General features: G+C 71.9%; 20 protein-coding genes. 14 read left to right on the top strand and 6 right to left on the bottom strand.

From position 1 onward, the window contains the following. Positions 1-872: biotin/lipoyl-containing protein (locus tag ACTWQE_RS19860; protein WP_443330323.1), on the top strand; the 872-nt coding region annotated here is incomplete at its 5' end. Between the two features lie 347 nt (positions 873-1,219). Beyond that, positions 1,220-1,810 (top strand): TetR/AcrR family transcriptional regulator, encoded by a 591-nt coding sequence (locus ACTWQE_RS19855; protein ID WP_443330322.1) that lies wholly within the window; start codon positions 1,220-1,222, stop codon positions 1,808-1,810. Between the two features lie 419 nt (positions 1,811-2,229). Here the strand turns inward: ACTWQE_RS19855 and ACTWQE_RS19850 are convergent, their stop codons facing one another. Beyond that, on the bottom strand, positions 2,230-3,234 hold the full coding sequence (locus tag ACTWQE_RS19850; protein ID WP_443330321.1) for a DeoR/GlpR family DNA-binding transcription regulator: 1,005 nt from the start codon (positions 3,232-3,234) through the stop codon (positions 2,230-2,232). A gap of 124 nt (positions 3,235-3,358) precedes the next feature. Further along, entirely contained in the window at positions 3,359-4,807 is a 1,449-nt protein-coding gene (locus ACTWQE_RS19845) for an NAD(P)H-quinone dehydrogenase (protein WP_443330320.1), read from the bottom strand. Between the two features lie 95 nt (positions 4,808-4,902). Between ACTWQE_RS19845 and ACTWQE_RS19840 the strand changes: the two genes are divergently transcribed. The 3 genes from ACTWQE_RS19840 to ACTWQE_RS19830 all read left to right on the top strand — a co-directional run bounded on the left by ACTWQE_RS19840 (position 4,903) and on the right by ACTWQE_RS19830 (position 8,340). Beyond that, positions 4,903-5,340, top strand: a complete 438-nt coding sequence (locus ACTWQE_RS19840) for a gamma-glutamylcyclotransferase (RefSeq protein WP_443330319.1) — start codon at positions 4,903-4,905, stop codon at positions 5,338-5,340. A gap of 100 nt (positions 5,341-5,440) precedes the next feature. Further along, positions 5,441-6,256: a purine-nucleoside phosphorylase gene (locus tag ACTWQE_RS19835; RefSeq protein WP_443330318.1), complete on the top strand. Its 816-nt coding sequence runs from the start codon at positions 5,441-5,443 to the stop codon at positions 6,254-6,256. 368 nt (positions 6,257-6,624) lie between these two features. Next, positions 6,625-8,340 (top strand): phospho-sugar mutase, encoded by a 1,716-nt coding sequence (locus ACTWQE_RS19830; protein WP_443330317.1) that lies wholly within the window; start codon positions 6,625-6,627, stop codon positions 8,338-8,340. Positions 8,341-8,437: 97 nt separating this feature from the next. Here ACTWQE_RS19830 and ACTWQE_RS19825 read toward each other — a convergent pair whose 3' ends face one another. Next, on the bottom strand, positions 8,438-9,112 hold the full coding sequence (locus ACTWQE_RS19825) for a PH domain-containing protein (protein ID WP_443330316.1): 675 nt from the start codon (positions 9,110-9,112) through the stop codon (positions 8,438-8,440). Positions 9,113-9,256: 144 nt separating this feature from the next. Here ACTWQE_RS19825 and deoC point away from each other — a divergent pair, with 144 nt between their 5' ends. The 4 genes from deoC to ACTWQE_RS19805 all read left to right on the top strand — a co-directional run bounded on the left by deoC (position 9,257) and on the right by ACTWQE_RS19805 (position 13,595). Next, positions 9,257-10,252 carry a deoxyribose-phosphate aldolase gene (gene deoC, locus ACTWQE_RS19820; RefSeq protein WP_443330329.1) on the top strand — a complete coding sequence of 332 codons (996 nt, stop codon included), beginning with the start codon at positions 9,257-9,259 and terminating at the stop codon, positions 10,250-10,252. Between the two features lie 6 nt (positions 10,253-10,258). Then, positions 10,259-11,719 carry an aldehyde dehydrogenase family protein gene (locus ACTWQE_RS19815; RefSeq protein ID WP_443330315.1) on the top strand — a complete coding sequence of 487 codons (1,461 nt, stop codon included), beginning with the start codon at positions 10,259-10,261 and terminating at the stop codon, positions 11,717-11,719. Beyond that, on the top strand, positions 11,716-12,582 hold the full coding sequence (locus ACTWQE_RS19810) for an aldehyde dehydrogenase family protein (RefSeq protein WP_443330314.1): 867 nt from the start codon (positions 11,716-11,718) through the stop codon (positions 12,580-12,582). Before ACTWQE_RS19815 ends, ACTWQE_RS19810 begins: the two co-directional genes overlap by 4 nt. Positions 12,583-12,884: 302 nt before the next feature. Continuing rightward, on the top strand, positions 12,885-13,595 hold the full coding sequence (locus tag ACTWQE_RS19805; protein ID WP_443330313.1) for an ATP-binding protein: 711 nt from the start codon (positions 12,885-12,887) through the stop codon (positions 13,593-13,595). A 306-nt stretch (positions 13,596-13,901) separates the two neighbouring features. On the opposite strand, the gene ACTWQE_RS19800 is transcribed toward ACTWQE_RS19805, so the two are convergent. Next, the gene (locus tag ACTWQE_RS19800) at positions 13,902-14,723 is read right to left on the bottom strand and encodes a SigE family RNA polymerase sigma factor (RefSeq protein ID WP_443330312.1); all 822 of its coding nucleotides are present in this window, start codon (positions 14,721-14,723) and stop codon (positions 13,902-13,904) included. Positions 14,724-14,940: 217 nt separating this feature from the next. On the opposite strand from ACTWQE_RS19800, the gene afsQ1 reads away from it, so the two are divergent. The 5 genes from afsQ1 to ACTWQE_RS19775 all read left to right on the top strand — a co-directional run bounded on the left by afsQ1 (position 14,941) and on the right by ACTWQE_RS19775 (position 18,887). After that, positions 14,941-15,618 (top strand): two-component system response regulator AfsQ1, encoded by a 678-nt coding sequence (gene afsQ1 / locus ACTWQE_RS19795; RefSeq protein WP_443330311.1) that lies wholly within the window; start codon positions 14,941-14,943, stop codon positions 15,616-15,618. A gap of 47 nt (positions 15,619-15,665) precedes the next feature. Next, the gene (locus ACTWQE_RS19790; protein ID WP_443330328.1) at positions 15,666-17,159 is read left to right on the top strand and encodes an ATP-binding protein; all 1,494 of its coding nucleotides are present in this window, start codon (positions 15,666-15,668) and stop codon (positions 17,157-17,159) included. Further along, complete coding sequence (locus ACTWQE_RS19785; RefSeq protein WP_443330310.1) at positions 17,156-17,824, top strand: hypothetical protein; 669 nt, start codon at positions 17,156-17,158, stop codon at positions 17,822-17,824. Before ACTWQE_RS19790 ends, ACTWQE_RS19785 begins: the two co-directional genes overlap by 4 nt. A gap of 142 nt (positions 17,825-17,966) precedes the next feature. Further along, positions 17,967-18,515 (top strand): VanZ family protein, encoded by a 549-nt coding sequence (locus ACTWQE_RS19780; protein WP_443330309.1) that lies wholly within the window; start codon positions 17,967-17,969, stop codon positions 18,513-18,515. Between the two features lie 114 nt (positions 18,516-18,629). Continuing rightward, positions 18,630-18,887, top strand: a complete 258-nt coding sequence (locus ACTWQE_RS19775; RefSeq protein ID WP_443330308.1) for a PspC domain-containing protein — start codon at positions 18,630-18,632, stop codon at positions 18,885-18,887. Between the two features lie 151 nt (positions 18,888-19,038). Here the strand turns inward: ACTWQE_RS19775 and ACTWQE_RS19770 are convergent, their stop codons facing one another. Further along, complete coding sequence (locus ACTWQE_RS19770) at positions 19,039-19,416, bottom strand: ATP-binding protein (RefSeq protein WP_443330307.1); 378 nt, start codon at positions 19,414-19,416, stop codon at positions 19,039-19,041. 171 nt (positions 19,417-19,587) lie between these two features. Then, positions 19,588-20,754 carry an adenosine deaminase gene (locus ACTWQE_RS19765; RefSeq protein ID WP_443330306.1) on the bottom strand — a complete coding sequence of 389 codons (1,167 nt, stop codon included), beginning with the start codon at positions 20,752-20,754 and terminating at the stop codon, positions 19,588-19,590. Positions 20,755-20,799: the final 45 nt, after the last annotated feature.

The following is a 20,799-nucleotide window of genomic DNA, read 5'->3' as shown; positions in this document are numbered from 1 at the left end:
AAGTCACCGGCATCGACCTGGTCCGCGAGATGTTCCGCATCGCCGACGGCGAAGAACTGGGATACGAGGACCCGCCGGTCCGCGGCCACTCCTTCGAGTTCCGGATCAACGGCGAGGACCCCGGCCGCGGCTTCCTGCCCGCCCCGGGCACCGTCACCACCTTCGCCCCGCCCGCCGGCCCCGGGGTGCGCCTGGACGCCGGGGTGGAATCCGGCAGCGTCATCGGCCCCGCCTGGGACTCCCTGCTGGCCAAACTGATCGTCACCGGCGCCACCCGGGGCCAGGCCCTGCAGCGCGCCGCCCGCGCCCTGGCCGAATTCACCGTGGAGGGCATGGCCACCGCCATCCCCTTCCACCGCGCCGTGGTGCAGGACCCCGCCTTCGCCCCGGAACTGACCGGAACCCAGGGGCCCTTCACCGTCCACACCCGCTGGATCGAGACCGAGTTCGTCAACGACATCCCGCCCTTCACCGCCCCCGGCACCGAGGAGGCCGAGGCCGGGGCCGGGGCGCGGGAGACGGTGGTGGTCGAGGTCGGCGGCAAGCGCCTGGAGGTCTCCCTGCCCTCCACCCTGGCCCTGGCCGCCGGAGCGCCGGCGGGCGGGGCGAAGAAGCCCAAGCGCAAGGCCTCGAAGAAGGCCGGCGCGGCCGCCTCCGGCGACACGCTGGCCTCCCCGATGCAGGGCACCATCGTCAAGGTCGCCGTCACCGACGGCCAGGAGGTCAACGAGGGCGACCTCGTCGTCGTCCTGGAAGCCATGAAGATGGAACAACCCCTCAACGCCCACCGCTCGGGCACCATCAAGGGCCTCACCGCCGAAGTCGGCGCCTCCATCTCCTCCGGCGCCGTCATCTGCGACATCAAGGACTGACAGCGGTTCAGCCGCCTGTATGGAAGGCCCCCGGTACCTCGTACCGGGGGCTTCCTCATGCCGCCGTCCGGCTGGACGGTGCTGCTGGTGTACGGCTGGAAGCGGCGGTCCCGCCACGGCCGGGACGGCCGGGCTCGGTCCGCTGAGCGAGCGTACGGCGGCCCCCCGCGCCCGTACGGCGGCTCCCCGTCCCCCCGGGGCCCCGCAGACGCCGTCGGCCTCCGCAGACGCCCATAGCTGCCCGGAGAGGGCCCTGGGCGCCGTACGGAGCCGTTCTCCGGTGACGCGATGGCATGCTGGACTCCCCGGACTTCGCCCGGAGGCCCCGGGAAACAGGGAGGACGGCGATGGCGACCGAGACGGCGGCGCACTCGGCGCGGCCCATGCGGGCCGATGCGCGGCGCAACTACGAGCGGCTGCTGGCCGAGGCCCGCACGGCCTTCACCGAACACGGCACCGATGCGTCGCTGGAGGACATCGCCAGGCGCGCCGGAGTGGGCATCGGCACGCTCTACCGTCACTTCCCCAACCGTTACGCCCTGATGGGCGCCGTCTTCCAGGGCGAGGTCGACGCCCTGCTGGCTCGCTCACGGGAGCTGCTCGATGCCGAACAGCCGTGCGCCGGGCTGGTCGACTGGCTGCGGGCCATCATCCACCATGCCGGCACCTACCGGGGGCTGGCCCGGGCGCTGATGAGCGCCTCGCACGACACGACCTCCGCGCTGGCACGGTGCAGCGTGCCGATGCGCGAGGCGGGCAGCGCACTGCTCGTACGGGCTCAGCAGGCCGGCGCCGTACGCCGCGACGTCGAGATCGCCGATCTGATGCAGCTGATCAACGCCATTGCGCTGGCCGTCGAGGAAACCCCCGACGACCCGGACCTGGCCGACCGGCTGCTGGCACTGACGTTCACCGGGCTCAAAGCGGACAACACGTGAGCCGCTGAGCCCCCCAGTCCCCGGGACTCCGTCCGGGTGGGGCCCGCCGATGGTCCTCGACGGCCTGGCAGGCACTCCCCCAGCCATCGCTGGTCGGGTTCATCCGAGGGGCGGCGTCGGCGGTGGCCGGTCGTACGGCACATCGCGCCGCCCGGCGGCGCGCCGTCCGCACCTCGGTCCGCACGGCCGCTCGCAGCCAGTCCACCGGGGCGGCTGCCTTCGGCATGGGGGTCCCTGTACGAGGACGACCTCCCCAGCCTCCGGCCGGTGGGCCCCGGCGGTAGCCGGGGGAGTACCGCCTTGCGATCGCACGCACCCGGGGGCGCTTCCCCGGCCTTCGGCCGGGGCCTCCACCCGGGCGGAGTCCTGGGCCGCGAACCCCGCCCTTCGGGCGAACGGCGCCGCTCGTGCGACGGGCCCTAACGCCGACGCGGCGAGAGATCCGCGACCCGGCCGTTCGCGACCGCCGCCTGCTGCTCCGCCAGCGAAGCGGCGCTGCGCAACTGCGGCCCGCCCGGCCCCGGTGGGTGATTGCGCCGCTGCCCCGGCAGCGGCAGCTCGTCCTTCGGGGCCTGCCCCATCCGGCGGGACCGGCGGCCTGGAGGACCGTTTCCCTCGGCGCCTGGCCCTGAGGACACCGCGCCGGGGCCGGCCACCGCGACCTGCACCCCTTGATCGGCGAGCGCCTGCAACTCGGTGGCGGCACGGTCGTCGTGCAGCGGCGGATCATCCGTCACCAGGCGCGTGATCACGTCGGTCGGCACCGTCTGGAACATCGTGTCGGTACCCAGCTTGGTGTGGTCCGCGAGTACCACGACTTCGGCGGCGGCCTGGACCAGCGCGCGGTCGACGCTCGCCGACAGCATGTTGGACGTGGACAGCCCGCGCTCCGCGGTCAGCCCGCTGCCCGACAGGAACGCCCGGGAGACCCGCAGCCCCTGGAGGGACTGCTCGGCTCCGCTGCCGACCAGTGCGTAGTTGGAGCCCCGCAGGGTGCCGCCGGTCATCACGACCTCGACCCGGTTGGCATGGGCCAACGCCTGGGCGACCAGCAGCGAGTTGGTGACCACGGTGAGCCCGGGCACGCGCGCGAGCCGGCGGGCCAGCTCCTGCGTGGTCGTACCCGCACCGACGACGATCGCCTCGCCCTCTTCGACGAGACCGGCCGCGAGATCGGCGATGGCCGTCTTCTCCGCGGTCGCTAGATGGGATTTCTGCGGGAAGCCGGACTCCCTGGTGAGTCCGCCCGGCAGCACCGCACCGCCGTGCCGGCGGTCGAGCAGTCCTTCTGCCTCCAGCGCACGTACGTCTCGGCGTACGGTCACTTCGGAGGTCTGGACAACGCGGGCGAGCTCACGGAGCGACACGGCTCCATTGGCTCGCACCATTTCGAGGATCAATTGGCGACGTTCTGCAGCGAACACGAAACTGACAGTAACCCCAACGACCGTCTGGTTTCAGCAGTATGCGCCGAATAACAGAAGTTGTTCGCACGGGGATGCCACGAGTGGTATACGGGGCGTCGCCCCCGAGGAGGGACGGGCGGGTTCAGCCCTCGCGCTGTGTCTTGCGGGTGTGGAGCTGCCGCGCCACCTCGGCGATCGAGCCCGACAGGGACGGGTACACCGTGAAGGCGTTGGCGATCTGTTCCACGGTCAGGTTGTTGTCGACCGCGATCGATATCGGATGGATGAGCTCGCTCGCCTTCGGCGCGACCACGACACCACCGACCACGATGCCGGTCCCCGGGCGGCAGAAGATCTTCACAAAGCCGTCCCTGATGCCCTGCATCTTGGCGCGCGGGTTGCGCAGCAGCGGCAGCTTGACGACCCGGGCGTCGATCAACCCGTTGTCCAGGTCCGCCTGGCTGTAGCCCACGGTCGCGATCTCCGGGTCCGTGAACACGTTCGCCGAGACCGTCTTCAGATCGAGCGGCGCGACCGCGTCGCCCAGGAAGTGGTACATCGCGATCCGGCCCTGCATCGCCGCGACCGACGCCAGCGCGAAGACGCCCGTGCAGTCACCCGCCGCGTACACGCCCGGTGCGGTCGTACGCGACACCCGGTCGGTCCAGACGTGCCCCGAGTCCTTGAGCCGGACCCCGGCCTCCTCCAGGCCCATGTCCGCGGTGTTCGGGACGGCGCCGACCGCCATGAGGCAGTGCGAGCCGGTGATGACCCGGCCGTCGGCGAGTGTGACCTCGACCCGGTCGCCCACCCGCTTGGCGGACTGGGCGCGGGAGCGGCCCATGACGTTCATCCCGCGGCGCCGGAACACGTCCTCCAGCACGGCCGCCGCGTCCGGGTCCTCGCCCGGCAGCACATGGTCGCGCGAGGACACCAGGGTCACCTCGGAGCCCAGCGCCTGGTACGCGCCCGCGAACTCGGCGCCCGTGACACCGGAGCCGACCACGATCAGCTCTTCCGGGAGCTCATCGAGGTCGTACACCTGGGTCCAGTTGAGGATGCGCTCGCCGTCGGGCAGCGCGTCCGGGATCTCCCTCGGGTGCCCGCCGGTGGCGACGAGTACGGCGTCCGCGACCAGTTCCTCGCTGGAGCCGTCCGCGGCGGTGACGGTGACCCTGCGCGACCCGTCCGGAGCCTGGGCGGGCTCCAGCCGGCCGCGGCCGCGCATGACCCGGCCGCCGGCGCGCGTGACGGAGGCGGTGATGTCGTGGGACTGGGCGAGCGCGAGACGCTTCACCCGGCGGTTGACCTTGCCCAGGTCGACACCGACCACGCGCGCCGCCCGGTCGATATACGGCGTGTCATCGGCGACGATGATCCCCAGCTCTTCGTACGAAGAGTCGAAGGTGGTCATCACCTCGGCCGTGGCGATCAACGTCTTCGACGGTACGCAGTCGGTGAGCACCGACGCCCCGCCCAGGCCGTCGCAGTCGACGACGGTCACCTCCGCGCCGAGCTGTGCGGCCACCAGCGCCGCCTCATAGCCGCCGGGTCCGCCACCGATGATCACGATCCGAGTCACATGCTCCATTGTCCCGCACCCGTGCGGCCGTCTCCCGGCGGGGGCCTCCGTACGGGCCGGGCGCCCCGGGAAAACCCGGCTGCCCCTCCCGTACCCTTCGAGTCATGTCGCTCTACGCCGCGTACGCCGGCAACCTCGACGCGCGGCTGATGTCCCGCCGCGCCCCCCACTCGCCGCTGCGCGGCACGGGCTGGCTCTCCGGCTGGCGGCTCACGTTCGGCGGGGAGCAGATGGGCTGGGAAGGGGCCCTGGCCACGATCGTGGAGGCCCCGCGCTCCCAGGTCTTCGTCGCGCTCTACGACATCGCCCCCATGGACGAGGATTCCATGGACCGCTGGGAGGGCGTCGGGCTCGACATCTACCGCCGTATGCGGGTGCGGGTGCACACCCTGGACGGCGACGAGGCCGCGTGGGTGTACGTCCTGAACGGCTACGAGGGCGGGCTGCCCTCGGCGCGCTACCTCGGCGAGATCGCGGACGCGGCGGAGTCGGCGGGCGCGCCCCACGACTATGTGATGGAACTCCGCAAGAGACCTTGCTGACGGCGACGGCGCTGCCCGGACACCCCTGGAGAGGCCAGGTTTCCGGCCCCTGTACGGATGTCGTCTACGCGCGTAGGCGAGAACAGGCTAGGCTCGTGCCGTGAACGCTTCTGTTACTCCGGACAACCCCGGCGCTCCCGACGCCGACGCCGCCGCCGACCGCCTGCGTGAGCTGACCGGTGCCGAGAGCCACGACGTCGCCCTCGTCATGGGCTCCGGCTGGGTCCCCGCCGCCGAGGCTCTCGGGGCACCCGCATCCGAGTTCCCGGTCACCGAGTTGCCCGGCTTCCCGCCGCCGGTCGTCGCGGGCCACGCCGGGACCGTCCGCTCGTATGCGATCGGCGACAAGCGGGCGCTGGTCTTCCTCGGCCGCACGCACTACTACGAGGGCCGCGGAGTCGCCGCCGTCGCACACGGCGTCCGCACCGCCGTCGCCGCGGGGTGCAAGACGGTCGTCCTGACGAACGGCTGCGGAGGCGTGCGCCCCGGGATGCGCCCGGGCCAGCCGGTGCTGATCAGCGACCACATCAACCTCACCGGCGCCTCCCCCATCACCGGAGCGAACTTCGTCGACCTCACCGACCTGTACTCGCCGCGGCTGCGCGCGCTGTGCAAGGAGGTCGACAGCACCCTCGAAGAGGGCGTGTACGTGCAGTTCCCCGGCCCGCACTACGAGACCCCGGCCGAGATCAACATGGTCCGGGTGATCGGCGGCGACCTGGTGGGGATGTCCACCGTGCTCGAGGCCATCGCGGCTCGTGAGGCCGGCGCCGAGGTGCTCGGCATCTCCCTGGTCACCAACCTCGCCGCGGGCATGACGGGAGAGCCGCTCAACCACCAGGAGGTGCTTCAGGCCGGGCGCGACTCCGCGACCCGGATGGGCAGCCTGCTGGCCCAGGTCCTGGACCGTATCTGACGGATCCGCTCGGAGGCACCGCCGTCGGACCCGGTGTACCGCTGATGGGCGCCGACGGAAAACCCCTGGCCGGACCGGTGACCGAGCCGGCCGGCCGCAGAGGTGACAGACCGGTCGCGGAGTCGACGGACCGGCCGCAGAGGTGACAGACCCGGTCCCGGCCGGGTACCCGCCCCGAACCCCCGCAGCACGGCCCGGCAGAACACCGGACCGCGAAACCGCGGCACCGGAGCGGCCCAGCCGGGCTGGGCCGTTCCGGTGACACACCCACCCACGCCGGGTACACATCCCGCACCGCGAACCGGCGGAGCCCCGCCCTGCAGGGGGCCCCGCGGCGAGTGGCCCGTACCGGACAACAGGAGCATCACGTGGCAAGCGACACAGCGGAGCTGATCCGCCAGGCCCGCACCTGGCTGGCCGAGGACCCCGACCCGGAGACCCGTGAGGAGCTGCGCCGGCTGCTCGACGGCGTGGACCCGGCGGACGTCGAGAACGGCGCCGAGAGCGAACAGCTCGCGGAGATCGCGGAACGCTTCGACGGCATGCTCCAGTTCGGCACCGCAGGACTCCGCGGCGAGCTCGGCGCGGGCCCCATGCGCATGAACCGCGCCGTCGTGATCCGGGCCGCCGCCGGTCTCGCGGCGTACCTGAGGAAGCAGGGCCGGGGCGGCGGACTGGTCGTCATCGGCTACGACGCGCGCTACAAGAGCGCTGACTTCGCCCGCGACACCGCGGCCGTGATGGTCGGCGCGGGACTGCGGGCCGCGCTGCTCCCCCGCCCGCTGCCCACGCCCGTCCTCGCCTTCGCCGTCCGGCACCTCGGCGCGGTCGCAGGCGTCACCGTCACCGCCAGTCACAACCCGCCGCGCGACAACGGCTACAAGGTCTACCTCGGCGACGGCTCCCAGATCGTGCCGCCCGCGGACGGCGAGATCGCCGCCGAGATCGCCGCCATCGGCAGGCTCGCCGACGTACCGCGCCCGGAGTCGGGCTGGGAGACCCTCGGCGACGAGGTCGTGGAGGCGTATCTCGCCCGTACCGACGCGGTGGTCACCCCCGGCTGCCCCCGGGACGTGGACGTCGTCTACACGCCCCTCCACGGCGTCGGCCGCGACACCTTCGTCGCCGCCTTCACCCGCGCGGGCTTCCCCGCGCCCACCGTGGTCGCCGAGCAGGCCGAGCCCGACCCGGCGTTCCCGACGGTGGCCTTCCCCAACCCGGAGGAGCCGGGGGCGATGGACCTCGCCTTCGCCACCGCCCGGTCGGCCCGGCCGGACATCGTCATCGCCAACGACCCGGACGCGGACCGCTGCGCCGTCGCCGTCGCCGATCCGTCGGCCCCGGGAGGCTGGCGGATGCTGCGCGGCGACGAGGTGGGCGCGCTGCTGGCCGAGCACCTCGTCCACAAGCGGGCGGAGGGCACGTTCGCGACGACGATCGTCTCCTCCTCCCTGCTGTCCAGGATCGCGGCCAAGGCGGGTTCGGAAGTCTCCTACGACGAGACGCTCACCGGATTCAAGTGGCTGGCCCGCGTCGACGGGCTGCGCTACGCCTACGAGGAGGCGCTGGGCTACTGCGTCGACCCGGCCGGAGTCCGCGACAAGGACGGCATCACCGCCGCCCTGCTCGTCGCCGAGCTGGCGGCCGAGCTCAAGCAGAAGGGCCGTACGCTCGCGGAACTGCTCGACGACATCGCGGTCGAGTACGGACTGCACGCCACCGACCAGCTGTCCGTACGGGTGGCGGACGTGTCGCTGATCGCGGCGGCCATGCGGCGGCTGCGTGAGCGGCCCCCGGCCGTACTGGCCGGTCTGACGGTCGCCTCGGCGGAGGACCTCACCCGGGGCACGGACAAGCTGCCGCCGACCGACGGCCTGCGGTACCACCTGTCGGGGGACGAGGGGCGGGGTGTGGAGGCGGCCCGGGTCGTCGTCCGCCCGAGCGGCACCGAGCCCAAGCTGAAGTGCTATCTGGAGGTCGTCGTCCCGGTCTCCTCGGCGCTCGCTCTCGACCGGGCGCGGTCGACGGCGGCGTCGGTGCTGCACGGCCTCACAACGGATCTTTCGGCGGCGGCGGGCATCTGACCCGGCCGGGCGGGGAGGCCCTGCCCGGCCGCCTGCCGGTGGACCGGCGAGGGCGCGGCGAGGCGGATCGTCGGCCGGGCGCGCGGCCGCCCCCGCCTCACCCCGTGGCGAGGAGGATCGCCAGCAGGACCGCTCCGGCGGCGCTCGGCCCGATGATCTCGTACGCCCAGCGCACCTCCGGCGCTCCCGGTGCCGGCTCCCCCCGCGCTCCCGGTGCCGGCTCCTTCGACCCGTGGCGATCCGCCAGCTCCCGCAGCTCGGCCACCGCCTGGTCCGACGGTGCACGGCCGGCCGCAGCGCCGGAGGTGTGCGCCGTGGAGGAGGTTCGGCCGAACGGATCCCCGGACTCCGGGCGCGCCGCCTGGCGGGCCGCCCTCTTCCGTGCGCGCAGGGAGACCGGGATGGCCCACAGCTGGTACGTGCGGCCGCCCGCGAAGACCTCGCTGGAGTAACCCGCCCGCACGTCCTCGACCGACGCCCAGGGCAGCGTGATCGTACGGAAGGGGTTGCGCACCCGGAGCCGCTCGGCGCCCGCGAACACCGCGGGGCGCAGGGTGTACGCCACCACCAGCGGCACGATGAGCAGCAGCCCCGCCAGCGCGAGCCACCGGGTGCGCCCCTCGCCGCGGATCAGCGCGTCCCCGCCGAGCCACAGGGCGAGGAGGAGCAGCAGCACCCCGCCGATCATCCCGGCCGGCGAGCGATAGGCGCGGTCGGCGTACTTCTGGTGCGGCGCGGGCTGGGGGGCGGAGGAGTTGTCCGGGCTCGTCATGCGGCTGATTCTGCCTGATCGTCCGGATGCCGGACGTTGCGTTCCGGCACCGGACGAGGCCCGCGGGAGCGGTCCGGGCCCGGGTTCGGGAGCCGTACCGGGGGTGACAGCTGCTACGCGCGTAGATATGCTCCTCTGGTGACCATGCCCACCACTGTTCCCGCATACGGCGCCGAAGCCGCGGAGCGCCTGGCGTCGATGGCGGCCGTGACCGCCTCCGACACCGCGCTGCGCCGCTTCCTGCACGGCCTGCCGGGCGTCGACGCGGTCGGCCTGCAGGCCCGCGCCGCGACTCTCGGTACCCGCTCGATCAAGACCACGGCGAAGGCGTACGCCATCGACCTCGCCATCTCGATGATCGATCTGACGACGCTCGAAGGCGCGGACACCCCGGGCAAGGTCCGGGCGCTCTGCGCCAAGGGCATCCATCCGGACCCGACGGACCGCGGCGTCCCCCGGGTCGCCGCGATCTGCGTCTACCCCGACATGGTGGCCACGGCCAAGGAGGCCCTGACCGGTTCGGGCATCCATGTCGCCTCGGTCGCGACCGCCTTCCCCTCCGGCCGCGCCGCACTGCCCGTGAAGCTCGCCGACACCCGTGACGCGGTCGCCGCCGGGGCCGACGAGATCGACATGGTGATCGACCGCGGAGCCTTCCTCTCCGGCCGCTACCTCGAGGTCTTCGAGGAGATCAAGCAGGTGAAGGGCGCCTGTCGCCGGGACGGGGGCACCTCCGCGCACCTGAAGGTCATCTTCGAGACCGGCGAACTCCAGACCTACGACAATGTGCGCCGGGCCTCCTGGCTCGCGATGCTCGCGGGCGCGGACTTCATCAAGACCTCGACCGGCAAGGTGGCCGTGAACGCCACTCCGCCGGTCACCCTTCTGATGCTGGAGGCCGTCCGCGACTTCCGGGACGCCGTGGGTGTACAAGTGGGAGTGAAGCCCGCGGGCGGCATCCGCACCACCAAGGACGCGATCAAGTACCTGGTGATGGTCAACGAAACGCTGGGCGAGGAGTGGCTGACGCCGGACTGGTTCCGCTTCGGCGCGTCCAGCCTCCTCAACGATCTGCTGATGCAGCGCCAGAAGCTGAGCACCGGGCGTTACTCCGGTCCCGACTACGTGACGGTGGACTGATCCGACATGAGCCCAGCATTCGATTACGCACCCGCGCCCGAGTCCCGGGCCGTCGTCGACATCGCCCCGTCGTACGGGCTCTTCATCGACGGCGAGTTCACCGAGGCCGCGGACGGCAAGGTCTTCAAGACCGTCTCTCCGTCCTCCGAGGAGGTCCTCTCCGAGGTCGCCCAGGCGAGCACCGAGGACGTCGACCGGGCGGTCGGAGCCGCCCGTAAGGCCTTCACCGCCTGGTCGGCCCTGCCCGGTGCCGAGCGCGCCAAGTACCTGTTCCGTATCGCGCGCATCATCCAGGAGCGCTCGCGCGAGCTGGCGGTGCTGGAGTCCCTGGACAACGGCAAGCCGATCCGCGAGTCCCGCGACGCCGACCTCCCGCTGGTCGCCGCGCACTTCTTCTACTACGCGGGCTGGGCCGACAAACTGAGTTACGCGGGCTACGGCGCCGACCCCCGGCCCCTCGGTGTCGCGGGCCAGGTCATCCCGTGGAACTTCCCCCTGCTGATGCTGGCGTGGAAGATCGCTCCGGCTCTCGCCGCGGGCAACACCGTCGTACTGAAGCCCGCCGAGACCACCCCGCTCTCCGCCCTGTTCTTCGCGGACATCTGCCGTCAGGCCGGACTGCCCCGGGGCGTCGTCAACATCATCACCGGCGATGGCACCACCGGTGCCGCGCTGGTCGGCCACGACGGCATCGACAAGGTCGCCTTCACCGGCTCCACCGAGGTCGGCAAGGCCATCGCCCGTACGGTCGCGGGCACCGACAAGAAGGTCACCCTCGAACTGGGCGGCAAGGCGGCGAACATCGTCTTCGACGACGCCCCGGTCGACCAGGCCGTCGAGGGCATCGTCAACGGCATCTTCTTCAACCAGGGCCATGTCTGCTGCGCGGGCTCCCGTCTCCTCGTCCAGGAGTCCGTCGCGGAGGAGCTGCTGGACGCCCTCAAGCGCCGGATGCGGACGCTCCGGGTCGGCGACCCGCTCGACAAGAACACCGACATCGGCGCGATCAACTCGGCCGAGCAGCTGGCCCGTATCCGTGCCCTCACCGAGGCGGGGGAAGCCGAGGGCGCCGAGCGCTGGGCACCGGCCTGCGAGCTCCCGTCCTCCGGCTACTGGTTCCCGCCGACGCTCTTCACCGGCGTCACCCAGGCACACCGTATCGCCCGGGAGGAGATTTTCGGGCCGGTGCTGTCGGTGCTCACCTTCCGCACCCCGGCGGAGGCCGTGGAGAAGGCCAACAACACGCCGTACGGCCTGTCGGCGGGCATCTGGACGGAGAAGGGCTCGCGCATCCTGTGGATGGCCGACCAGCTCCGGGCCGGTGTCGTCTGGGCCAATACGTTCAACAAGTTCGACCCGGCCTCGCCCTTCGGCGGCTACAAGGAGTCGGGCTTCGGCCGCGAGGGCGGCCGTCACGGCCTGGAGGCCTACCTCGCCCCGTCGAGCCGGAAGGCGACCGAATCATGAGCGCGGCTGACCGCCTGAGTGTGCTGAAGACCTACAAGCTGTTCGTCGGGGGGAAGTTCCCCCGCTCCGAGAGCGGACGGGTGTACGAGGTGACCGACGCGAAGGGCACATGGCTCGCCAACGCCCCCCTCTCCTCCCGCAAGGACGCACGGGACGCTGTCGTGGCCGCACGCAAGGCGTTCGGCGGCTGGTCCGGCGCGACGGCCTACAACCGCGGCCAGATCCTCTACCGCGTCGCCGAGATGCTGGAGGGCCGCCGCGGCCAGTTCACCACCGAGGTCGCCGACGCGGAGGGGCTGAGCACGTCCGGGGCCGCGGCCCGGGTGGACGCGGCGATCGACCGATGGGTCTGGTACGCGGGCTGGTCCGACAAGGTCGCCCAGATCGCCGGCTCGGCCAACCCCGTCGCCGGTCCGTACTTCAACCTCTCCACTCCCGAACCGACCGGTGTGGTTGCCGTCCTGGCCCCTCAGGACTCGTCCTTCCTCGGCCTGGTGTCCGTCGTCGCCCCGGCGATCGTCACCGGGAACACGGTGGTCGTGGTCGCGTCCGAGACCGCGCCGCTCCCCGCGCTGTCCCTCGGAGAGGTGCTGGCGACCTCCGACCTGCCGGGCGGTGTCGTCAACATCCTCTCCGGCAGCACCGCGGAGATCGCGAAGCCGCTCGCGGCACACCAGGACGTCAACGCGATCGACCTCGCGGGCGCGGACGCGGAACTCGCCAAGGAGCTGGAGACGGCCGCGGCCGACAACCTCAAGCGGGTGCTGCGCCCGTCCCGTACGGACTGGGCCGCCGACCCGGGCACGGACCGGCTGCTCGCCTTCCTGGAGACCAAGACGGTCTGGCATCCGACCGGGGTCTGACCTCCCGGGCCCCGCCCCGCGGAACCCCGCCGGTCCTCCGGGCGGTTTCGCGGTGGTGGGACGGCGCGCGGTGCACGCAGGCGCTCGGCCGGGCTCCCCGGCCGAGCGTCTCGCGTAGCCGGCCGCCGGGTCCGGCGGCGACGGCGTCGAGGCGCTCGCGGCTGTGGGCCGACCGCGGGCCGGCCGTCGGCATCACGGTGCGCAACGGGCCCCGCACCCCTGCGTGGTGGGGACGGGCGCGGCGGCGAATGTCCCGTCCCCGCGGTTCGCAGGCCCGGCCGTATGCCTGACAATGGTGACCCGTGACCTCCCCTCGTCGTTCCGCCCGCGTCGTGCTGCTGACCGGCCCCTCCGGCTCCGGCAAGTCCTCTCTCGCCGCCCGCACCGGACTTCCCGTGCTGCAACTCGACGATTTCTACCGGGAGGCGCCCGCGGGGGCCTTCCCGGCGGACGCGCCATCGGCTGCGGGGCACGGCGGTTCCACGCCCGAGGGGCCCGGCCCCCTGCCGCTGCTGCCCGACGGCAGCGGCATCGACTGGGACTCGCCGCGGTCCTGGGACGCCGACGCCGCGATGGCGGCGATCGCGTCGCTGGCCGGAGGCGGCGTCGCGGACGTCCCGGTGTACGACATCGCCACCAGCTCACGGACCGGAGCGGCGCGGCTCGACATCGGGCACGCACCCGTGTTCATCGCGGAGGGAATCTTCGCGGCGGAGATCGTCGAACGCTGTCGTGAACTGGGCCTGCTGGCGGACGCCCTGTGTCTGCGCGGCCGGCCGTCCACCACGTTCCGGCGACGGCTCCTCCGGGACGTCCGGGAGAGCCGCAAGCCGGTGCCGGTTCTGCTGCGGCGCGGTTGGCGGCTGATGCGCGCCGAGCGCGGAATCGTGGCCCGCCAGTCGGCGCTGGGCGCGTACCCCTGCGGCAAGGAGGAGGCCCGCACCCGGATCGTCGCGGCCGCGGCGGCCACGGCGGCCGGCAGCCGTACCTCCGTTCCGGCCGTCAACGTCTGAGCCGTACCGCCGCCCTCGGCGGCGGAAGGCCCCACTGGCGGGCCGATACACCCGGGTACGCGCAGGGCGTCCGCCCTCGCACATCCCCCGGCCAACCCCCGGGCACGGGAACGCGACCGAGCAGACCCCCGGACGCGGGAACGGGACCGAGCAGACCCCCCGGCCACTCGGTCCCGCTTCTCACCGCCACTCCCCCGAGTCGCGGTCCCCGTGATCCCCCCTACTGCCTGTCCCACCCCGAAGGACAGGCTCCGCCGTCTCCCCCGAGACGGCAGTCCCCCGTTGCCCCCCTGTTTCCCCCTGCCTTCAGGCGACCAACTCCCCGAAGGACTCCTCCTCGTCACGGCCGAAGCTGAGGGACTCGTCCTCCCGCAGCCGGCGCAGCGAACGCCAGATGCTGCTCTTGACCGTGCCGACACTGATGTTCAGAATTTCGGCGATCTCCGGATCCGTACGGCCCTCGTAGTAGCGCAGCACGAGCATCGTGCGCTGCAACTCGGGCAGCCGGGCCAGGGCCTGCCACAGGACGGCGCGCAGCTCGGTGCCGCGCATCGCGTCCTGGTCGCCCGCCGTCTCCGGAAGCTCTTCCGTCGGGTACTCGTTGAGCTTGCGGCGGCGCCAGGCGCTGATGTGCAGATTCGTCATCGTGCGCCGGAGGTAGCCGCCGACCGCGGCCTTGTCGCTGATCCGGTCCCAGGCCCGGTAGGTCGAGAACAGCGCGCTCTGCAGCAGGTCCTCGGCCTCGTAGCGGTCACCGGTCAGGTGGTACGCGGTCGCGTACAGGGAGGCGCGGCGCTCCTGCACATAGGCGGTGAACGCCGTTTCGGCGTTCACGGTCTCCTGCGGGCCGCTCCGCGCCCCCGTGACCTCCCCGTACGCGCTCCCCCCGTGGCCCCCCACCTCGTTCGCGTCGATCGCCTGGGGATATCCCCAGCGGTAGCCGGGAGAGTACGGCGGTCGGCCACGCCCGGTGCCGCGAGCGCACCCCCGCCCGCTCACGGCACCGGACTTCTCGGTGCCCCGGCCGCCCGGGTGGGCGACGCGGAGCGTGTCCCTGGATGTGTGGTGGTTGACGGGCGTGGCCGTACGAATGACTGCGCTGGTGGTGCCGCTGTGCAGTGTGTTCATCTCGCGCCCCCCGTCGGTGGAGCCTGCTCGGTTCGCTTGCCTGGCGGGCCGTCGTTCCGCCCGGTGCACACAAGACTGCCGGGCCAGTTTCATCGCGCTGTCCGCCGACTGTCACAGGCCTGTCACAGGCACCCCTGGTACAGGGAGACCCCAAGCCCCGGGGGCGGACTTCCCGGGAGGTCGAACTCCCGGCACTCCTTGGGCCAGAATGACCAGCGTGCCTTTCCTGTTGCTGATCGAGGACGACGACGCCATCCGTACGGCCCTCGAGCTGTCCCTGTCCCGCCAGGGCCACCGCGTGGTGGCCGCGGCCTCGGGCGAGGACGGCCTGAAGCTGCTGCGCGAGCAGCGGCCCGATCTGATCGTGCTGGACGTGATGCTGCCCGGCATCGACGGATTCGAGGTGTGCCGCCGGATCCGTCGCACCGACCAGCTGCCGATCATCCTGCTGACCGCCCGCAGCGACGACATCGACGTCGTGGTCGGTCTGGAGTCGGGTGCCGACGACTATGTGCTCAAACCCGTACAGCCGCGGGTGCTCGACGCGCGGATCCGTGCGGTGCTGCGGCGCGGCGAGCGGGAGTCCAACGACGCGGCGACCTTCGGTTCACTGGTGATCGACCGTTCGGCGATGACCGTGACGAAGGACGGTGAGGATCTTCAGCTCACCCCGACCGAGCTGCGGCTGCTGCTGGAGCTGAGCCGCCGGCCGGGTCAGGCGCTCTCCCGCCAGCAGCTGCTGCGGCTGGTGTGGGAGCACGACTACCTCGGCGACTCACGGCTGGTGGACGCGTGCGTGCAGCGGCTGCGGGCCAAGGTGGAGGACGTGCCCTCCTCCCCGACGCTGATCCGTACGGTCCGGGGTGTCGGTTACCGGCTGGACACTCCGCAGTGACGGACCATCCACCGCCGCCCGGCCGGGTGCGCGGCTGGGCGGCGAGCATGCTGCGTCTGACCAGCCTGCGGCTGCGACTGGTGGTCGTCTTCGCGCTCGTGGCGCTGACCGCCGCGGTGTCGGCGTCCGGCATCGCGTACTGGCTGAACCGCGACGCGGTGCTCACCCGAACGCAGAACGCCGCCCTCAACGACTTCCGCAAGTCCCTGGAGGACAACGCCGGTTCACTGCCGTTGCGTCCGCCCTGCGACCAGCTGCAGGACGCCGCCCACCGGATGGCGAGCACGACGCAGCACTACGAAGTGGTGCTGATCGACAAGGAGCGGGACGGCAGCGACTGCGCCGCGCCCTCCGACCCGGGGATCTTCACGCTGGACGTGGTGCCCGCGGCGCTGCGCAAGGCGGTCGACAAGGAGCGCGCGGCGGACGAGGGCGACGGGCTGCCGTACCACCTGTACTGGCAGCGCAGGACGATAGGCGGCGACCCGTTCCTGGTCGGCGGCGCCAAGGTGATCGGCGACGGGCCGACCGGCTACATGCTCAAGTCCCTCGCGTCCGAGCGCGACGACCTGAACTCGCTGGCCTGGTCACTGGGGATCGCCACGGCGCTGGCGCTGATCGGCTCGGCCCTGCTCGCCCAGGCGGCCGCGTCGACGGTGCTGCGGCCCGTGCAGCGGCTGGGCAACGCGGCGCAGCAGCTGGGCGAGGGCAAGCTCGACACCCGGCTGCGGGTGTCGGGGACCGATGAGCTCGCCGATCTGTCCCGGACCTTCAACAGGACCGCGGAGTCGCTGGAGCAACGGGTGGCGGAACTGAGCGCGCGGGAGGCCGCGAGCCGGCGCTTCGTCGCCGATATGTCGCACGAGCTGCGGACCCCGCTGACCGCGATCACGGCGATGACCGAGGTGCTGGAGGACGAGGCCGACAATCTGGACCCGATGGTCGAGCCGGCCGTACGCATGGTGGTCTCGGAGACCCGGCGGCTGAGCGATCTGGTGGAGAACCTCATGGAGGTCACCCGGTTCGACGCGGGTACGGCACGGCTGGTGCTGGACGATGTGGACGTCGCGGACATGGTCACGGCATGTATCGACGCCCGGGCCTGGCTGGACGCGGTGGAGCTGCACGCCAAGCGGGGCATCGTGGCCCGGCTCGACCCGCGGCGGCTCGATGTGATCCTGGCGAATCTGATCGGGAACGCGCTGAAGCACGGCGGTTCGCCGGTACGGGTGTCGGTCCGTACGGCCGCCGAGGGCACCCCCGAGGCGGAGCTGGTCGTCGAGGTCCGGGACCACGGGTCCGGCATTCCCGAGGAGGTGCTCCCCCATGTCTTCGACCGCTTCTACAAGGCGAGCGCCTCCCGGCCCCGGTCCGAGGGCAGCGGGCTCGGCCTCTCGATCGCGCGGGAGAACGCACATATCCACGGCGGTGACATCACCGCGGCCAACTCCTCCGACGGCGGCGCGGTGTTCACGCTGCGGCTGCCCATGGACGCTTCGCGGCTGGGGCCGGACGAGGACGAACAGGGGGACGAGCGGTGACGCACCACGGCCGGCGGGGCCTCCCACGCCTTCCAGGTCCTCTCCGGGCGACCGGCCGCCGGGCGCGCGTCGCGGCCCTGGCCGCGCTGCTGACGGCCGTCGCGGGGTGCGGTATCCGTGGCACGTCCGTGCCGGTCGACGCCGGGGCCGCGCCCTCCCGGGCGTCCTGCCAGGTGGCCGGGGACAGCAACGATGTCGCGGACTCACCGAAGACCGGCCCCATCAAGGTCTACCTGGTGTGCAGCACCCAGATCCTGCCGGTGGACCGCCAGGTTCGTCTGCCGGAGGGGCGGCCCGGCACGGACCGGCTGGGGGTGGCCCGCGCCGTGCTCGGGGAGTTGCAGCACCAGCCGGGGCGCCCCGAGGAGGAGGCCGGGTTCTCCACCGAGGTCCCGAGCGCGCTGCAGGTCACCGGCCCGCGCAAGGGCGACCGGAAGGACGCGCTGCGGCTGAACAGGGTCCCGGACGACCTGCCGCCGTACGCACGCGCACAGCTGGTGTGCACGTTCGCCGAGACGCTGGTGTCCGCGAGCGCGGCGGCCGGGAACGAGCCCTCGGTGGTGCTCGGCGGCCCCCCGGGGGACTCTCTGGAGCGCTACACCTGCACCGAGAGGCTGCGCAACCGGCCGGAAGCCGCGCAGGCCGATGGCACTCCCGTGGACTGACCGCCCTGTCCACGGGTGATCCGCCGGTCCTCCGGGTTGCTCGCCGGACCACCGGTCCTCCGGTCAGTAACCGGCTGGTAACAGCGGGAAACGAGCCGTCTTCGCCGGAACCGGCTCCCCCGGACGCCGCGTCCTCCTGAGCGTGCAGCGTCATGGCCCCGGCGAGCGTGCCACCTTCCCTCTCCGCGCGACAGGACTCGTACTCCTGGTCGCGCATCTGCTGACCGTCGGCTGGCTCACGCTGCGTCCGCTGTCGCTGCCGTGGGTGGCCGCGGCGAATCTGAGACCGCTGGCCACGATCCGCACGGAGTTGGCGCGCGGCCCCTGGGAGGCCGCCCAGAGCCTCGGCCCCTGGCTGCTGCTGCTCGCACCGCTCGGCGTGCTGCTGCCGGTCGTCACCGGTCGGCTGGGCGGTTCCCTGCTGGGGGCGTTCGCGCACACCGTGTTCACGGGCGCCATGGTGTCGCTGGGGATCGAGCTGCTGCAGACGGATGTGCCGGGGCGCACCCTCGACGTGGACTCGTTGGTGCTGAACACCACGGGTGTCGGGGTCGCCTATCTGCTGTTGACGCCGCCGCTCAGGGCCTGGATACGCCGTAAGGACGACGGCGTACCGTCGGCGCACCCCTCCCGGGAGGAGGCGTCTCAGGGGGCGACCCCGACGATCCATAGGGTCGGGATCGCCCCATAGAGGGATGCTTTGCTCGCTTCGCGGACCCACAATCGAGGTATCGGAAGACACACCTCGAAGACGGTCCACCGGTCCACCGGTCCGCCGGGTCCGCCGGCCCGCGAAGGAGTTCTCATGACCAGCCTTGCCCGCCCCCGTGACGGACGAATGATCGGCGGAGTGTGCGCGGCCCTGGCACGGCGCTTCGGCATGTCCGCGTCCACGATGCGAGTGATCTTCCTCGTCTCGTGCCTGCTGCCCGGACCGCAGTTTCTGCTGTACCTCGCACTGTGGCTCCTGCTGCCGAACGAGAAGACACACCGCGAAGCCTGGGGAACGATGGCCGCCCCCCACCCGTATTTCGGTATGGGTGGGCCGCGGCTGTGTCCCTGAGCGGAGCGCCGGGTTCGGCGGGAGGAGACCGAGGAGACTCGAGAGGGAGAGGGAGGGAGAGGTTGGTAGAGGGCCCCGTAGGGCTCACGAGTTCCGGGGGAGGCGATGGGGCACGGTTCCGGTGCCGTACCCCCCGCCGCGCGGCGCCGGGTCAGTTGCCGATCGGGAGGTTGCTGTTGGTGCCGCCCGTCTGCAGCTGAGTGACCGGCAGGCCACCGAGCAGACCACTCTTGCCGTTCCCCTCGCTTCCCTTGGTGCCCTTGGCGCTCTTGGTGCCCTTGGCGGCCTTGGTGAGCGGGGTGCCGACGGGAAGCCCGGCGACGCCCTTCCTGACTCCGGAAGCGCCCTTCCCGAGGGCACCCTGCCCAGCGGTCAGGGCCTCGTGGCCGCCCGGCAGCCCCTTGCCGGCGTTCTCCACGGGCAGACCGGTCTGCACGTCGGAGGCGGCGGAGGCCGAGCCGGCGGCGGCAGCGGCGAAGGCGGCGCCGAGCACGACGACACCGAGAGTCTTGGCGGTTCCCTGCTTCATCGAAATACGTCCTCGTGATGGGGGGAGTCTGGAGCGCACCGCGACACAGGCATACGGAGACGCACGAACCGTAACCGCGGGACTCCGCAACGTAGTCACGAAGGCATGTCACCGCAAACATGCGGAAATGGCCGGGTCGTCACGCCCCGGCCATTTCCACGGAACGGGCGCTCAGTCACGCTCGGGATGTGAACCGCTGGTCACAGCCGGTTCGATGGCCGTCTGACGGAACAGCCACTGCGACTTCAGCTCCGCATATCCGGGCTTGATCACGTCATTGATCATTGCCAGACGTTCGTCGAAAGGAATGAACGCTGATTTCATCGCATTGACGGTGAACCACTGCATGTCGTCGAGCGTGTACTGGAACGTGTCCACGAGTCGCTCGAACTCGATGCTCATATTGGTGCCGCTCATCAGCCGGTTGTCGGTGTTGACCGTGGCACGGAAGTGCAGCCGGCGGAGCAGCCCGATCGGATGCTCGGCGTACGAGGCGGCCGCGCCCGTCTGGAGGTTGGAGGTCGGGCACAGCTCCAGCGGAATGCGCTTGTCGCGCACGTAGGAGGCGAGGCGGCCGAGCCTGACCGTGCCGTCGTCGGTGACCTCGATGTCGTCGATGATCCGTACGCCGTGGCCGAGCCGGTCGGCGCCGCACCACTGGAGCGCCTGCCAGATGGACGGCAGACCGAAGGCCTCGCCGGCGTGGATGGTGAAGTGGTTGTTCTCCCGCTTCAGATACTCGAAGGCGTCCAGATGGCGGGTGGGCGGGAAGCCTGCCTCGGCGCCGGCGATGTCGAACCCGACGACGCCCAGGTCGCGGTAGTTGTTGGCCAGTTCGGCGATCTCCAGGGCCCGGGCGGCGTGCCGCATCGCGGTCAGCAGGGCGCCGACCCGGATGCGGTTGCCGTCCTCACGCGCCCGGCGCTCGCCCTCGCGGAAGCCCTCGTTCACGGCCTCGACGACCTCTTCGAGGGTCAGTCCGCCGTCGAGGTGCTGCTCGGGGGCATAGCGCACCTCCGCGTAGACGACACCGTCCGCGGCCAGGTCCTCGGCGCACTCGGCCGCGACCCGGACCAGGGCCTCACGGGTCTGCATGACGGCGCAGGTGTGCGCGAACGTCTCGAGATAGCGCTCCAGCGAGCCGGAGTCGGCGGCTTCGCGGAACCACACGCCGAGCTTGTCGGGCTCGGTCTCCGGCAGGCCGTCGTACCCCGACGCGCGGGCGAGGTCGATGATCGTGCCCGGGCGCAGGCCGCCGTCGAGGTGGTCGTGCAGCAGCACCTTGGGGGCCCGGCGGATCTGATCCGGACTGGGGGTGTTGGTCGTCTCGCTCGTCATCTCCGCACTCTAACGCCTACGCGCGTAGAGCGCTTCTGACCGATA

Origin of the sequence: Streptomyces sp. 8N706 (genome assembly GCF_052245415.1) — a bacterium.
Taxonomy (GTDB): Bacteria; Actinomycetota; Actinomycetes; order Streptomycetales; family Streptomycetaceae; genus Streptomyces.
The sequence above is the reverse complement of the archived record's forward strand: the minus strand, read 5'-3'. Positions and strand labels throughout refer to the sequence as shown.

Excerpts from the sequence above, each read along its gene's own strand:
- ACTWQE_RS19855 (WP_443330322.1), top strand. The coding sequence starts at position 1,220 with ATGGCGACCGAGACGGCGGCGCACTCGGCGCGGCCCATGCGGGCCGAT.
- ACTWQE_RS19845 (WP_443330320.1), bottom strand. The coding sequence starts at position 4,807 with ATGGAGCATGTGACTCGGATCGTGATCATCGGTGGCGGACCCGGCGGC.
- ACTWQE_RS19840 (WP_443330319.1), top strand. The coding sequence starts at position 4,903 with ATGTCGCTCTACGCCGCGTACGCCGGCAACCTCGACGCGCGGCTGATG.
- ACTWQE_RS19825 (WP_443330316.1), bottom strand. The coding sequence starts at position 9,112 with ATGACGAGCCCGGACAACTCCTCCGCCCCCCAGCCCGCGCCGCACCAG.
- deoC (WP_443330329.1), top strand. The coding sequence starts at position 9,257 with ATGCCCACCACTGTTCCCGCATACGGCGCCGAAGCCGCGGAGCGCCTG.
- ACTWQE_RS19815 (WP_443330315.1), top strand. The coding sequence starts at position 10,259 with ATGAGCCCAGCATTCGATTACGCACCCGCGCCCGAGTCCCGGGCCGTC.
- ACTWQE_RS19810 (WP_443330314.1), top strand. The coding sequence starts at position 11,716 with ATGAGCGCGGCTGACCGCCTGAGTGTGCTGAAGACCTACAAGCTGTTC.
- ACTWQE_RS19800 (WP_443330312.1), bottom strand. The coding sequence starts at position 14,723 with ATGAACACACTGCACAGCGGCACCACCAGCGCAGTCATTCGTACGGCC.
- ACTWQE_RS19790 (WP_443330328.1), top strand. The coding sequence starts at position 15,666 with ATGCTGCGTCTGACCAGCCTGCGGCTGCGACTGGTGGTCGTCTTCGCG.
- ACTWQE_RS19775 (WP_443330308.1), top strand. The coding sequence starts at position 18,630 with ATGACCAGCCTTGCCCGCCCCCGTGACGGACGAATGATCGGCGGAGTG.
- ACTWQE_RS19770 (WP_443330307.1), bottom strand. The coding sequence starts at position 19,416 with ATGAAGCAGGGAACCGCCAAGACTCTCGGTGTCGTCGTGCTCGGCGCC.
- ACTWQE_RS19765 (WP_443330306.1), bottom strand. The coding sequence starts at position 20,754 with ATGACGAGCGAGACGACCAACACCCCCAGTCCGGATCAGATCCGCCGG.